Source organism: Mucilaginibacter sp. 22184 (assembly GCF_052045695.1).
Classification (GTDB): Bacteria; Bacteroidota; Bacteroidia; order Sphingobacteriales; family Sphingobacteriaceae; genus Mucilaginibacter.
Window position 1 is genome coordinate 356,913 of the sequence record NZ_JBQEPI010000006.1, and the last position, 15,835, is coordinate 372,747.

The window sequence follows — 15,835 nt, forward strand, 5'->3', positions numbered from 1 at the left end:
GCAGCCCGGTTTATCCGACAGCTAACTTTATTATAAGAGGTTTCCCGATATCATTTCATTCAGGAAACCTCTCATGCATTTAAAACCGGGGCAGAAAAAACTGCTTATCAGTCACCAACATTTGCTATCAAAGATGCAGGTATAGCTTTTTTGTTTACAACTACCGATATGGTATTTATGGCAAAATAAGGTATGCTCACATATAAATAACCGGCAAAAGGGCTCGCACCTTTACCCCATGAATTTTTCACTATAAAGTACTCTTTACCTTTGCTGTCTTTAGCAAGACCTGTTATCTGCATCAGGTGATCATCCTGGGTAACCTGTCTGTCAAACAAATCCTGGCGAATTTCGGCCGTTGGTGTTTTCTCCGTAAAAGTTGCAAAATCTTTTGATTCGTCGTCCTTATCAACCCATTTGGCAAACCCTTTTTTCATCTGGAAACCCTTATTACTTACATCGGCATCCCAGGCTACGGTATAACCTTGCATTACAGCTGTTTTAACGGTTTTTATAAATTCATCAAGCGGTAAATTATAAAACATGTTACTGTTATAATTATCCGGAATTTCGATAGCAAAAGTGGTATTGTAAGGGTGATGCTTGAACGAAGTTAGCCCTATGTAGCCCGAAAGTTTAAGCGGAACAAACTCTGCCGCATACGATTTTGGCGTATAAGTTTTCCCGTTATAGCTAAAAGTTGCCGGTGGAGTCCCAAGGTAGCTGTTTAAAATTGATTTATAGTTTACTTTCCAGGCTGCTGGAATGGTATCAGGATTATTCTTCAGCAAATCATCCAGGTAAGCTTTCAATTTAGCTTCCATTTGCCCATCGTGGTTTAATACCGTATCGCGGCCAACACCCGGGTAAATTTCTTGTGGCACGGAGCCAAAGTTATCCGCAGCAAACATTACATCCTGCTGTATGCCGCCCTCGGTAAACCGGGTGTTACCACGCCTGCGAATGTACTTTTCGGCTTTATCTATATATAAATTATATACCGTGTACACTTCAGATAGGTCCGGGTCTTTTTCCTTTTTAGAAAGCATTTCGCTTTCCACAAGCGACGTGGTAGCAAAACACCAGCAAGTACCGGAATTGCCTTGATTTTTAACCGGTGTTGCCTGGTTATTTTTGAGAATTGTAAACTCGGGCTTTGGTGTTGCCAGATTGAGTTTAGTGTTTGGTTCCTGGGAAAATGCCACTAAAGACGTAGCGGAAAGTACCAGAAATGAAGCTATTTGTTTCATATTTTATTGTAAAGGAATAAATGTATTAAACAATTCAATTATAAAGAAACTAAAAACGATTTAGTCTATCAGTCGGCCCCAGTCATCTACGTTAAATTGGGTAAAAAAAATGAAGAGATCATGAAATGAAACGCATAAATTTATCCGCGTAACAGCAAAATTATTTCCTAAAATTTTTAACCTTATGCTAAAACTTTCTTTCAACCTGCTTTTTGTCGTTGTTTTTTTGGGTATACTCCGGTATTTCGCAGGTACTTTTTTACAAGAAGATCAATCACAAAGTAAGCATCCTTTGCTAAATCAAAGCCATGCATCAACTATCGGGCAAAGAGATACCTCACATGGGCCCGATGGATTAACCATTGCCCGGTTTGCCGGCCCGGATCTTACCCCAAGTCCGGCATGTATTGCCACAGCGCCAACCGGTGAGGTATTTGTTGGTGTGGATATGATAGGTTCCTTAGGCAAAACTCCCGGTAAAGGGAAAATCATCAGGCTGGTTGATAGTGACAATGATGGCAAGATAGACAAGCATACAGAATTTGCCGAAGTTGATGATCCACGCGGTATCCTGGTAATGGGCGACCAGGTTTTTGTAATGCATACCGTATTTTCCAAAGAAACAGGCAAAGCTACAGGCATGAACCTGGAAGTTTTTACAGATAAAGACCAGGACGGTATTGCCGACGGGCCGCCAAAACCGCTTATTGAACATATCAGCAATGCCCACATGCTGGCCGAACGCGGTACAGACCATGCTACCAATGGTATACGCATGGGTATCGACGGCTGGATATATATTGCCGTGGGCGATTTTGGATTTCATGATGCCGTAGACCGCAGCGGTAAAAAATTAACCATGCTGGGCGGCGGCATCGTTCGGGTACGCCCCGATGGAACCGAGATGGAGATCTACACCCATGGCACCCGGAATATTTATGATGTCGCTATCGATCCTTACATGAACGTTTTTACCCGCGACAATACCAATGACGGTGGTGGTTGGAACATCCGCTTTTCTCATCACATCCAATCAGGCGAGTACGGGTACCCGGTATTGTTTCAGCACTTTACAGATGAGATCTTACCGGCTCTGGTTGATTTAGGTGGTGGATCGGGCACGGGATCTTTATTTATGGACGAACCTACCTGGCCAGAAAAATACAACCACGTACCCATGACCGCCGATTGGGGACGAAGCGAATTGTATATCAATCGTATAAAACCCGATGGCGCCAGCTTTCAGCAAAAAGAAGAAGAATTTATCCAGTTACCGCAAATTACAGATTTGGATGTGGATGGATCCGGAAGGCTTTATCTATCGGCCTGGGATGGCGCCGGTTATTCAGGCGATGCTGCCAAGGGTTATGTGGTAAGAGCCGTACCTAAAGATTGGACCTACAAAGCTTTCCCTGATCTTAAAACAGCTTCTGCAAGTGATCTGGCAAACTTATTGAAATCGGCAAGTGCCGTGGCCAGGTTAAACGCGTCTCAGGAGCTCCTTGCTCATCATGTTGAAGAGGCCGGTAAACTATCATTAGGGATCGCTAACGATGCAAGCCTGCCGTTATATGCGCGCGTAGCTGGCGTTTACACTTACGCCCAGGCTACCCGTGAAAATGGCATACCTGCGTTAGTGCAGCTTACTAAAGATAAAGATCTGAAAGAATTTGCGTTAAGGGCATTGGCCGATAGAAAGCCGGGCATTCAAAACGTACCTATTGAGCCGTTTTTAGCCGGATTGAAAGATCCATCTGAACGTGTTGAAGCAGCAGCGATCGTAGGTCTGAATCGTCTGGGGAGGATAGCCGCGGCGCAGGCCTTATTGGCAACACCGGTTCCGGCCTCCTTTGTGGCGCCAGCCAAAAACGAAGAAGGCCCTCATGCCAAACCGAACTCGCCTATTATACTGCCGCACCTTGCGGTAAGGGCATTGGTGAGCATGAACGCGGTTGATGCTTGTGTAAATGCCATCGGCACCGCAAACTCAACCCTGGCTTTATGGGCTTTACGGTATATGTATGACGCGAAAGCCGTTGATGGTTTAATTAAAGCCTACACCAAAGTGAAGGATGATAAAACTAAAAAACAGATACTGGTAACCCTGTCACGCCTTTATAAAAAGGAGGCTGATTACGATGCTTCCTGGTGGTGGGGTACCAGACCAGATTCGCACGGGCCAATTTACAAAGGGGTTACCTGGGCTGGTTCAGTTCAAATTGAGCAGTTTTTAAAAGCCGAGTGGACAAAATCAAGCCCAACCGGAAAACAATTTTATGCCAATTTAAATGCCCGCCATCAAATGGGTATTACAGCCTTTGGCGGTGAAGAAAAAGCTACTGCCCAAAAAGAAGTTAAGATCGACCTGGCCAAGATCACCAATAAAAAAGGCCAGATCGGAAAATCCTCTATCGAGGATGTGATGATCATGATCGCTAAAATAAAGGGTGATCCCTTAAAAGGTAAAGCTCTTTTTGCTCGCCAGGGTTGCATCGCCTGCCATAGCCTCACCCGGGGCGAAAAGCTGAAAGGACCCTTTATGGGGCAGATAGGCTCGATCATGACCAGGCAGCAAATTGCGGAGTCGGTTCTTAAACCCAACGCTTCCATTTCGCAGGGTTTTGCCACCATTATGATATCTGCCAAAGGAAACAAAAACTATATGGGCTTTATTACCGAAGAATCGGCACAAAAAATTGTGATGCGGGATATAACCGGCAATGTATTTACCATCAAAGCTGCTGATGTGATCAGTCGTAAAGAATTAAAAACCTCCATGATGCCAACAGGTTTGGCCAACGCGTTATCGTACGAGGAATTCGCTTCGCTCATTACCTTTCTTTCCCAACAGAAGAATTAAATTATTTGTTAAAAGGACGGAAAATCGTCATAAAAAAAGCTTCTTTGGTCATCAAAGAAGCTTTTTTTATATCAAATTGGATGGATAATTTGTTAAATTAATAAGCGGATAACCTGTACAAAGCGACGTTTATACCTTTCGTCCATATTGGATATGGTAACGCCATGTTCTTTGCCCGATGTGGAGTGGATAAATTTAAACTCATCGCTGGAGTTGCAGTATACGATGCCCACATGGCCAATTCGTCGGGTATGTTTTTTAGTACCTGTAAACAGGATAATATCACCTGGCCGGGCATCCTCTAATCTTATTTTTGTGCCTACACCGATAAACTCGCATGATGAGCGGGGCACATTAAAGTTGAATTTCTTGAAAACATAACTAACAAAGCCAGAGCAATCGAAACCCACTGATGGATCGGAACATCTGGAACGATACCGGGTACCTAAAAGGGTTTGGGCGAAATGTAAAAGCGTATCCGCCGAAACGCTATCTGTTGATAAACTGGCATTTACATGCTTTATTTTATGAGTTAATTTAAATCTGCGCACATGCGTTTTGGAGAACAGCGATGTGGTAAGGCCTATAAAAAGAAGGAGGATCAAGTATTTACTCATATTACCCCGGCAATTTATAAAATTAAACTAACAGGCAATTAAAAGAACGAACAAGTTTTTTTAAACAATTTGTTAACATCGCTTTATGTCTTTGCAGCGGTCTATTGGTAAAAGTATCCTGCATCTTGTATTGACCAGGGTTAACATTGGGTTCCTTTCAGGAGACCCTGATGGGACGTAATATGTTCCATTAGGAGCTAAAGCTTTGTAGCATATCATTTTTGTGAGACATTTTTGCTCCGTCAGGTGCAAAACCTATACATGGGCCTGGATCTGGGAGCAGATGTTTTGCGCCTACCGGAGCAAAAAGCACATAACTATCTGTTTTCTACAAAGCTATTCCCCCTAATGGGGGATTTAACTAAAAGATGAGTACACACCGTAGCCCACGGGAGGGGTGCGATGAACTGTGTGGCGACAGGGAGGGGTTTCTACGCGCGATGCTTATCCTGTTCCATAAACCCCTTCCTCCCCTTCCCCAGGGAAGGAATCGCACAAGGGCTCTGGCTCTTTTGATAGCTGTCATGCTGAGCTCCGTCGAAGCATGGTGGCAGGCCTCTGCGCTCCACCCTTCGGCGGAGCTCAGGGTGACAGCCCGCATTCTTTCATTATACCTTTACCCGCAAAACCTCTTTTAAGCAAATAAAGTGGGTTTACATGTAAACCCACTTTATCGCTATAAAATATATTTAAATATTTGATTTTAAATTAGTTAACTAAATGCAAACCATAAAAAGTGTAAACCATGTAAACCCACTTTTATGACTCAAAAATCAATTATAACTTTAAGCCATATTTGTCGCTAAACTTTTTGTAAAGCTGTTTGTGGAGGTTATCCAGGTTGATGTTACGACCTTGTATAAAAGCGGTTTCCACATCCAGTCCTATCATATCCAGGGCATCTCCTTTGGATATAAAAAGGTTGGCATCCTTCCCGGTTTCTAAAGTACCTGTGGTTTTATCGATACCCAATATTTTGGCGTTGTTCAGGGTGATCATAGATAAGGCCTGCTCTTTGGTTAGGCCATACCCTACCGCCTGCCCGGCTTCAAATGGTAGATTACGCTGGCGCCAGAAACCGGTTCCGGTTAGGCCATAAAGTACGCCCCCATCCTGCAACAGCTTGGGTAATTTGTATGGCAGGTAAACATCGTCTTCGTCCCTATCCGGCAAAGCCTGGGTTTCGCGGATGATTACCGGCACATTATTGTCTCTGAGCAGGTCGGTAACCAGGTATGATTCCTTACCACCCACAATAACCGCAGCAATACCAAAACGTTTGGAGAAGGCTACTGCCTGCCCTATTTCTTTGGCATTATCAGCAATGATGAACAGCTTTTTTGTACCGTTAAATAAACCGCGCATAGCCTCAAAGCGGATATTGGTTACCGTGGGCTTAGCTATCTCGATATAGGCCTTAGCCTGCTCAAACAGGCTGGTTATCTCATCTATCTTTTTCTGGGCACGCTGAGCTGGTGTTTCCTGCACAACTCCGGGTACCGGCAACGCGGCCCCTCTCCTTTCGCGGCCACTGGCGGCAACGGGCCAGTTTAAGTGAATGGTCATATCTTTTTTGTATGCCGCATCTTCCCAGTTCCAGGCATCTAACTGTACTACGGATGACTCCCCTGAAATTACCCCGCCATTTGGTGTAGGCTGAGCCAGTAAAATACCATTGGAACGCACCGTTGGAATAACTTTGGAATCGGTATTGTAGGCTACCAGGGAGCGTACATGCGGGTTAAGGTCGCCGGTTTCTGTATCATCAACCGTACCACGGGCACCCTCTTCTATTTCAATCAGGCCTAAGGTGGTCATGGGAGCTATAAACCCAGGGTATACCTGTTTGCCGGTGGCATCAATCACATCCGCATCGGCAACGCTTGGTGCAGCGCCTTCACCAATACCTGTAATTTTGCCTTTTACAAAAGTGATGTAACCGTTATTAATTACCTGTCCGTTACCAATATGTATAGTTGCGCCTGTAATTACTACCGGCTTTGCCTGTGGTTTGGCTGGTGAAATATTCGCTTGTCCGTAAGAGAAGGAAATGCCAAGCAATAATCCTCCTAAACTTAATATCGTTTTTTTCATGTTAATTTTAAATAGGAAATTATTGCTCATTATGGTCTCTTGCTTCGCGTGCAGCCTGTTTTGCCCGCTCCATTTCTGTATAGTCGTCGGCTACCACAAAATTATCTTCTTCTACGCTTTCGCACTCGTAAAGCCTGCGACGGGTAGCAGTTGGTCTTTGCGTAGCAGCGCCCTTGCTTTTTGCTTCCAGCATTTTTTGTATGATACGGGCTTCATCAGCAGCTATGGCTTTTTGTTTTTCGGCATCCTTTTCAATGTCCCAATACAATACGCCATCCACAAAAGTTTTTTCGGCAACGGCATAAACAGACAGTGGATCGGCCGACCATAAAACAATATCAGCGTCTTTACCAGGCTTGATACTGCCTATCCGGTTATCTACGTGCATCATTTTTGCCGGGTTCAGGGTCACCAGTTTTAAAGCGTCTTCCTCGCTCATGTGTCCGTAGGTTACGGCTTTCCCGGCTTCCTGGTTCAGGCGACGGGCCATTTCCGCATCATCCGAATTAAAGCCGGTTACCAAACCTACCTCATGCATCAGCTTACCGTTGTATGGAATAGCCTCGGCCACTTCGCTTTTGTATGCCCACCAGTCCGAAAATGTGGAACCGGCGATATTATGCGCCTTCATTTTATCGGCCACTTTATAGCCTTCCAATATGTGGGTGAAAGTGTTGATCTTAAAACCCATGGAATCGGCCACATGCATCAGCATATTGATCTCCGATTGTACATAAGAGTGACAAGTAATAAAGCGCTTGTTATCCAGTATCTCTACCAGGGCGTCCAGCTCCAGATCCCTGCGGGTAGTGCTTCCTTTTACGGCGCGGGCAGCTTTGTATTCTTTGGCACGTGTAAAGGCATCTATATATACTTCTTCAACCCCCATACGTGTTTGCGGGAAACGCAGGGCCGAATTATTGGCGACAGGCCCATTATTGCTACCTTTTACGTTTTCGCCCAGGGCAAATTTGATAAAGCCATCGCTGCCTGCAACCTTGATCTCCTCGGGCAGCATGCCCCAACGGTGTTTGATCAGTTGCGTTTGCCCGCCAATAGCATTGGCCGAACCATGCAATATATGTGATGTGGTTACCCCGCCTGCCAGTTGACGGTACAGGTTGATATCTTCCGCGTCAATAACATCGGCTATGCGAACCTCCGAGGTAACCGACTGTGTGCCTTCGTTAATCCCGCCGGTTGCAGCGATGTGTGAGTGCTCATCAACAATACCGGCAGATATATGCTTGCCCGTAGCATCAATCACTTTTGCGCCTGCTGCCGAAAGGTTTTTACCTATCGCCTTTATTTTGCCATTTTCAAGCAAAACGTCGGTGTTTTTTAATATGCCATCCTTTTCATTTGTCCAAACGGTGCCGTTTTTTAATAACACAGTCTCGGCCTTGGGTATTTCGGTATTACCAAACGCGGTGAACGGATAAATAACTGGACCAACGCTTGCATTAGGTTTAGGAGTATCCTGTGAAGACCTGGATGCAGAAGCTGCGCCGGTGAACGTTGCTGTCCATTTACTTAATGATCCATCGGGGAATATGGCATCCCCTTTCAAGGTTACCGGTGATGCAGAAGCGATATATCCGGATAGACGGATGATACCTTCGGGGCTTTTCTTATAATCAAAATAGATACTTACCCTGTCGCCGGTCCTGGTAATGGTGCCACGGGTACGGGTGCTATCCGTGCCAGCACGTTTAACACTCGCCTCATAAACGCCAGGCGTACCGCTGATGGTTAAAGTGGTATTAGCAAAGCCTGTTCCGTTAACCTGGTAATTGCCACGTAAGTCGGCAATATTCATTTTACTAACCACATACTGGCGGCCTTCTGTCCAGTTTTCATAGATGATATTATCCGGTTTAAACAGCTCGCCCGAAGTAATAATAAAGCTGGCCAGTTTGCCTTTGGTTAAAGTGCCTACTTTGCCGGATACACCAAGTATTTCTGCCGGGATTGTTGTTAATGAATTTAGCGCCTGTTTTTCGCTCAATCCGGAGTTGATGGCCGTTCTGATGTTTGTCCAAAAATCACGGGCATTGGTCAGTCCGTATGATGTTATGGCAAATTTCACACCTGCTTTTTCCAGAACCCCGGGATTGGTTGGGGCCAATTCCCAGTTTTTCAATTGCTCATATTTAACAGTCCGGGCATCTATAGGATCCTCCACATCATAAGGCTCGGGGAAATTCACGGGAATAATGAACTCACTGCCTGTAGCTTTGATCGCGGCGATACGACGATATTCCAACCCATCGGTCTTGTAAATATAATGGCGGCCAAACTCTTTGGCTATTTTATCGGCCCGTAAAATACTTTGCGGGTCGGTTACTTCGAAAATCTGGGGCAGGTTTTGGGTACGGTTAAATTCATCCAGCGAAATATTGTATTCTGCTTTTTGTGTTTTATACCATTGCGCATCATAATAGGTTTGACGGAGTAATGCTATGCTCCCCATTAATGATGATGGATAATTGGTAGCAGCCGTTCCTTTGCTGAAAGAATAATGCGCGGCCGCCTGATCGTTCAGCATCACTAAATTATCGCGCTCATCGGCCAGGCTAACCACCACCGAAGTTCCGCGGGCGATGCCATCATGTATCAATGATTGTACCGTGCTAAAGCCGTTTTTCTTTAGCTCTTCGCCCTTTGCTGCATCACCATGAAATACCGTTTTGGCATTCATCTCAGGCTTGATGGATTCATTCCAACCATAAGCCCCTGGTTTGGTGGATACGGGTACGATAACCCGTCCAAAACCACCGGCGCCGAAAGCTTGTCGAGGTTGTTCTGGTATACCGTAGGTGGTATAGGCATCAATAAGACCGGGGTAAATATATTTCCCATCCAGGTTAACTACAGTGTAACCTTTCGGGATAGGGATATCCTTGCCAACGGCTTCAATTATCCTGTCTTTAACCAATAGCGTGCCGCCACTTATGGTTTGATCAGCACTGGTAACTATAGTACCATTGGTAAACGCATATTGCCCCGGACGGATATCCCATGCACCGTTAACCGGGAAGGTTTCCTGAGCATTAGAAATTTTTAGAGTAAAAAAGAGAAAGCAAAAAAGTATTGTTTTTTTCATATGTATTGACTTACCCCTAAATTTATTAATCTAAGCTCTGAAAAAGAATAAATATTTTAATTATCATGGGTTTGTTACACTAAACCTGCCGTATTAATCCTTATGAATACCCATTTTAATAAATCTAAGCGAATTTCAGCACCATATAGCGATTTGAAAGCTTAAAAATTAATTACATTGATTAAAAAAACAAAAGGCTTTGCTGTTAATAACGGCAAAGCCTTCTGCAAATATTAATTTATTAAATAGCCTTTCTATTTTTTAATTATATCCCGGATTCTGGATCAATTTGAGGTTCTTATTTACTTCTGTTAAACTGATAGGTAAAAAGTACATCTTATCCAGCCATTGCCTGTTTTCGATACTGTTATCAATAACGGGCGTATAGGTATAGTTATAAACAGTTTCGTCATGCTTATATGGCGATGGAGCTGTTTGACCAGGCTTTAAGGTGCCGGTTACTGTTATAAAGATCAGCTTTCGGCCCAGGGTTGTGGGTGCTATCATCCAGCGGCGGGCATCGTGGTAACGTTGTTCTTCGTAAACCATCTCTACCCGGCGCTCATTGCGGTAACGCTGCCTCAAGGCATCGCCCGATTCTGTAAGGGCTGGCATCCCCGCACGGAAACGGATCTTGTTGAGCCACGTCCGGGCTTCGGCATCCTGACCTAATTCGATACAGGCTTCGGCATAGTTAAATACCGCTTCGGTATATCTAAAAAACGGCCAGGGGATAAACTGCTTGGTGTTATTATCAACCACATTCGGGTCTATGTCGATAAACTTCCGCACGTAGTAACCAGTCCAGCTGCCGTTCCAGTTTTCTATACTGCTTTGGCGGGTATCCAGACCGGCCAGCGTGCCCGAGCCTACCTGGTAACTTCCGGTTTGAATTTGATTAGCCGGGTCAACATTACCAGAGATCTTATCGCGTGGTTTCCATCCGGCTCCATCAAACAGAATAGAGGCATAGAACCTTGGATCCCTGTTTTTGTAGGGCGCGGCTTTATTGGCCGGGTTATTCCAGTCGAATTTAGTGCCATCGATATTTTCATAGTCGCTTACTAAGTTTTCAACCGGTGTATTACCTGCCCAATTGTGATAACCATTTGGGCCATTATTTAAACCTACGTTTTCTCCGCCCTCGTCTTTACCAGCAACAAAATAGCGGGCAAAAATAAGTTCGGATGCGGCAGTTGCGTCAACAAATGTGGCTTTACTGCCACCGCCCATCGCGATAGAGATATAGTTGGTTTTGGCATCATCAAAAGAAGCTGGTGCAGCTAAATTAAGTTTGTAGCCGGTACCCGCTGCATCTAAAACCGCTTTAGCCGCGTCTTTTGCCGCCTGCCAACGAGCCGTTCTGTCGCCGCTGATGTAACCTAATAGCTCGGGATGGGCGTAACCGCTGATCACACTTGATTTGGCTTTCGCGGTAGGGATATCGTGCAGATCGCTCGCGGCATATAACAATACCCTTGATTTTAAAGCCAGAGCAGCCGGTACAGACGTACGACCCTTATCCAGAGTTTTACCTGTTAGCAGCGTAACAGCGCTATCACAATCGGCAGTAATGAATTTGATACAATCGTCATAACTGTTTCGTGCTGCGGAATAATCAGCTTCGCCTAATTGGTAAACCTTGGTAATAATAGGTATACCACCATAATAGCGTACTAACTGCTGATAAAAATAGGCCCTTAAAAAATGAGCTTCTCCCTGCAGGCGTTCTTTGAGTGATTGATCAATTGGGGCCTTGGCCAGGTTTTGCAAAGCCACATTACAGGTGCGAATGCGGTTATACATGCTGCCCCATTCGTAAGTATTGTTTGTCCAGCCGATATTACTTGGGCCGAGGGTACCTTCATTAACGATATTGATACTTCTGCCGGGATGGGTAAATACAGCCTCATCTGACAGCGAAGCCAGCTCCTGTTCATCAAAGCCTCCGTTGCCTAAGCCGTTATAAATTTCATTTACAAAGGCGGTGGAAAGAGCGCCGTCTTTCCAGGTATCTTCAGAAGGCACTTCTGTTAAGGGCTTGGTATTTAAAAAGTCTTTCTTACATGAGGTAAGTAACGCGCCCGAAACAATTAATACAGTTAAAATAGGTTTGATTAAATTTTTCATGGTTTTCGTTATTAAAAGGTTACTCTGACACCGGTATTTAAAATTCTCGACTGCGGATAATACTGTCCGTTACCAGAAAGCGACTCCGGATCCCATATATGTAATTTGTCCCAGGTAATGAGGTTGAGACCACTTACATATACCCGTAAATTGCCCATGCCAATTTTTTGCGCAATGTTACCGGGCAGATTATAACCCAACTCCACGTTTTTTAAGCGGAGATAATTGGTACTTCTGTAGAAATAGGTATTGGCCTTATTACCCAGGGAGTACCAGGCATCGCCACGGTTGGCTATACGCGGGTCAACACTGCTTGGCTTATCAACCGTCCACTGGTGATCATAGGTATATTGCAGATAGTTACCGATATCGCCCGATTCTGTATCCACCGGCAGATAGCCACCTGTTGCGCCCTGGAATAATATCGACAGGTCGAACATTCGGTACTGCAGGTTAATAGCAAAACCACCTGTAAACTTGGGGGTTAAGCCCATATCCATTATTTTACGGTCGTCGCCATTAATTTTGCCATCGCCATTGATATCTTTAAACCGCAGATCGCCGGGTTTAAGCTGGGGGGTCATTTCGCTATAATCTACTTTATTGGCGTTAATTTCGGCCTGGTCTTTAAACACGCCATCGGCAACATATAAAAGCGGCGATCCGATGGGCATGCCTGTTTGCCGCTGATATGGAAGCACACCGGGCGCTTCATCCTGGTAGATGATCTTATTTTTAGCATATCCGCCGTTGATGCTCACATTATATTTAAGCTCACCTATCTTTCCTTTATATCCTATCTTAAACTCGTAACCCTTATTATTAACCTTGCCTATATTTTCGGGCGGTAAAAGGTTGCTGATACCAGTACTGGCAGGCGTTGAACCCTGGCGGGCCCAGAGTATATTGGTTCGTTTGTTGTAGAAGTAATCCAGCTCAAAATTAATGCGCCCTTCGAGCAGTTCTCCTTCTAAACCTATATCGTAGTTATTGGCTACTTCCCAGGTAAAATTAGGATTGGGTACCCTAAGCTCATATAATGTTTTGGCCACCTGGTTGTTTAATATATAACTCCCAAAACCATAGGTTGACAGGTATTGATTTTCCTGCAAGGTGTTATTAAAATATGGCTCGGCACCCATTTGGCCGTATGAGGCCCTTATCTTTAAGTAATTGATGGCCTTAAAATTGTTTTTCCAGAAATTTTCCTGCGATATATTATAACCTAACAAAAAGCCCGGAAAAAAGCCAAAACGGTGTGCTTCGGGAAAAATATATGACCCATCATAGCGCCATAAAAACTCGGCCAGGTATTTTTGTTTATAATTATAGGCCGCCCTGCCAAAATAGCTTAAGCGGGCACGGTCATAAGCACCACCGCCATTATCTTTTTCGGCATCGCCACCGGCAAATAACTGATCCACATCGGGCGAAAGAAAATAACGCCGGTAGGCACTAAAATAATCGTCGCTTATGGTTTCGCGGGTTACGGCGGCCATCAGGTTGAGGGTATGATCGCCAAAGGTGCGGTCGTAATTAACAAAGCCACCGAGTAAAACATTCAGTTTGTTTTCGTCGCTTTGGGATAGCCGCGGATCGGTGAAGGTAGAGCGTACACTGGGCGTAAGTACCGGCGTTTTACCATCGGCCTCAAAGGATTGATGATCCCAGTAATACAGCGTCCATGGTGTCGACCATACCTTTTCCCGCTTGATATATTTATCAATAGAAGCTGTACCTGTTAATTTTAAGCCTTCTACCCCCGGAACCTGTATTTCTACCTTTCCATTGGTTTGAAAGTAATCCCTCCTGTCCCTGTCATACCCTGTTTTGTTGGTGGTAATCACAATCGGATTCTGGCCGTTTTCAATATCCGGGCCTGGCAGCCCGTTGGGCCAAACCTCCTGCTCTGTCGGTTTGCCACGCATCAGCATCCGGAATATAGAGCCCGCGCTTTGTGTAGGGAAATTACGGGCTTCCTCACGTGCCGTTACGCCAACGCTGGTATTGATATACTTATTTACTTTTGCATCCAGGTTTATGCGGAAATCATATTGCTTGTAACCCGTCGCGGAGTTTTTATAATAACCATCCTGGTTGGTATAACCCAGCGAGGTGAGGAATTTGAAGTTTTCTGAGCCACCATTTAACTGAAGATTATGACGGCTTTGAGGCGACCAGTTTTTTAACGTGGTTTTAAACCAATCGGTATTTGGATGGCCAAGCGGATCCGATCCATCGCGATACTTCTGTATATCGGCAGGCTGGATAATTTTGGATTTGTCTACATCTTTATAGCTACCCGTTTGTTGAAATCCCGCCCATGCGGGGCCCCACTCTGATGGATCAACAATAGAATATAAAGTAAGTTCATTGAGCATGGTTGCATACTCTGCTGCATTGGCCATTTTGGGTATCACCGTTGCCTGCGCCCAACCCTGGTTAAAATCATAGGAAAGTTGTGTTTTGCCTGATTTACCATGTTTGGTGGTAATCAGAATAACACCATTTGCCGCCCTTGAACCATAAATAGCCGCAGAGGCATCTTTTAGTACGGATATGCTTTCCACATCGGCCGAGTTTAAACGCTCCAAACCTCCGGCCCTGTCTGGTACACCATCAATAACCACCAAGGCATCACTGTTGCCCAGGCTGTTGGTTCCGCGGATGTGGATAGCTGATCCATCATAACCAGGCTCCCCGCTTGATTGTACCGCTGTAACTCCCGGTAAACGACCGGCCAGTGTATTTGACAAGTTTACCGTAGGCGATTTTTCCAACTCGGCCCCTCTTACAGCGGCTACAGCGCCTGTAACGGTTACCTTTTTTTGTACGCCATAACCTACTACAACAACCTCAGAAAGTCCTTTTGATGAGGCTTGCAATTTGATACTGATGGCATTTTTTCCATTAACAGGAACCTCTAAAGTATTATACCCAATGTAAGTTACCACCAGCGTTCCGTCATCGGGAGCGGTAATGGTAAAGTTTCCTTTAATATCGGTCACCGTACCGTTATTGGTACCTTTCACCATAACCGATACGCCTACCAGTTTTTCGCCCGTGGTCTGATCGCTTACATTACCGGAAATTTTAACAGGAGTATTTAGGTTATTTTTTCGCTCCGATATCGTTTTGGACGATATTTTCCGGGTATTAATAACATCAGCATGGGAAAATGGCACCCATATCAGCATTATTAATAGTTGGCACAAAATAGTTTTATAAACTTTTAGCAGGGGATAGCTCCTATCCAAATTGTGTTTCATAGCTTTTTTAATTAGTTAATAATTAATGCGTGTAATAAGATGTGCAGATACTTTCAGGAGGAAATCCATTAATCATGGCCTCTCTGACATTACATAATCGTTTTAGCTCATTTTCCCCATAGGCAATTGTTTTAGTTTATTTTTTACTAATTGGTTAATTCGATAAAAAGGCTGATATAGGCGATACCCGATACCGGGATGCCGTGGCAAGGGCAAATAATATCACGTCCTAATACTCAGGGGTGGAGTAAGAGGGTGCTGTGTACTATTGGCTGTTTCTGATAAAAAGTTGATAAGTGCACTTTATCAACCAGGCATTATCAGGTAAATGTTTAATTATCAATAGGTTTATACAGACATTAATTGTCCTAATAACACTTTTTCAATTGGCAGAGCTAATATAATAATATTTAAATAAGTTGTACACCGGGAAAGAATATTAATAAGCTATGTAAAATATTTTTGTTAAGACAAAAAAAAGACAATCCTTTAATCGGGTTCATTACAAG

Annotated in this window: 7 protein-coding genes; 1 reads left to right on the forward strand and 6 read right to left on the reverse strand. The window is 44.4% G+C overall.

Annotation, left to right across the window (positions count from 1 at the left end):
• Positions 1-107: 107 nt before the first annotated feature.
• Entirely contained in the window at positions 108-1,250 is a 1,143-nt protein-coding gene (locus ACTJKG_RS15430) for a C1 family peptidase (RefSeq protein ID WP_440739741.1), read from the reverse strand.
• A gap of 184 nt (positions 1,251-1,434) precedes the next feature.
• Between ACTJKG_RS15430 and ACTJKG_RS15435 the strand changes: the two genes are divergently transcribed.
• Positions 1,435-4,110 (forward strand): DUF7133 domain-containing protein, encoded by a 2,676-nt coding sequence (locus ACTJKG_RS15435; protein WP_440739742.1) that lies wholly within the window; start codon positions 1,435-1,437, stop codon positions 4,108-4,110.
• A 92-nt stretch (positions 4,111-4,202) separates the two neighbouring features.
• Here ACTJKG_RS15435 and ACTJKG_RS15440 read toward each other — a convergent pair whose 3' ends face one another.
• The 5 genes from ACTJKG_RS15440 to ACTJKG_RS15460 all read right to left on the reverse strand — a co-directional run bounded on the left by ACTJKG_RS15440 (position 4,203) and on the right by ACTJKG_RS15460 (position 15,326).
• The gene (locus tag ACTJKG_RS15440) at positions 4,203-4,727 is read right to left on the reverse strand and encodes a C40 family peptidase (protein WP_172337403.1); all 525 of its coding nucleotides are present in this window, start codon (positions 4,725-4,727) and stop codon (positions 4,203-4,205) included.
• Positions 4,728-5,504: 777 nt separating this feature from the next.
• Positions 5,505-6,821, reverse strand: coding sequence for an amidohydrolase family protein (locus ACTJKG_RS15445; protein WP_440739743.1), 1,317 nt, complete (start codon positions 6,819-6,821; stop codon positions 5,505-5,507).
• Between the two features lie 19 nt (positions 6,822-6,840).
• Positions 6,841-9,927 (reverse strand): amidohydrolase family protein, encoded by a 3,087-nt coding sequence (locus tag ACTJKG_RS15450; protein WP_440739744.1) that lies wholly within the window; start codon positions 9,925-9,927, stop codon positions 6,841-6,843.
• A gap of 261 nt (positions 9,928-10,188) precedes the next feature.
• Positions 10,189-12,057, reverse strand: coding sequence for a RagB/SusD family nutrient uptake outer membrane protein (locus tag ACTJKG_RS15455; protein ID WP_172337406.1), 1,869 nt, complete (start codon positions 12,055-12,057; stop codon positions 10,189-10,191).
• A gap of 11 nt (positions 12,058-12,068) precedes the next feature.
• Positions 12,069-15,326 carry a SusC/RagA family TonB-linked outer membrane protein gene (locus ACTJKG_RS15460; protein WP_253952305.1) on the reverse strand — a complete coding sequence of 1,086 codons (3,258 nt, stop codon included), beginning with the start codon at positions 15,324-15,326 and terminating at the stop codon, positions 12,069-12,071.
• Positions 15,327-15,835 lie beyond the last annotated feature (509 nt).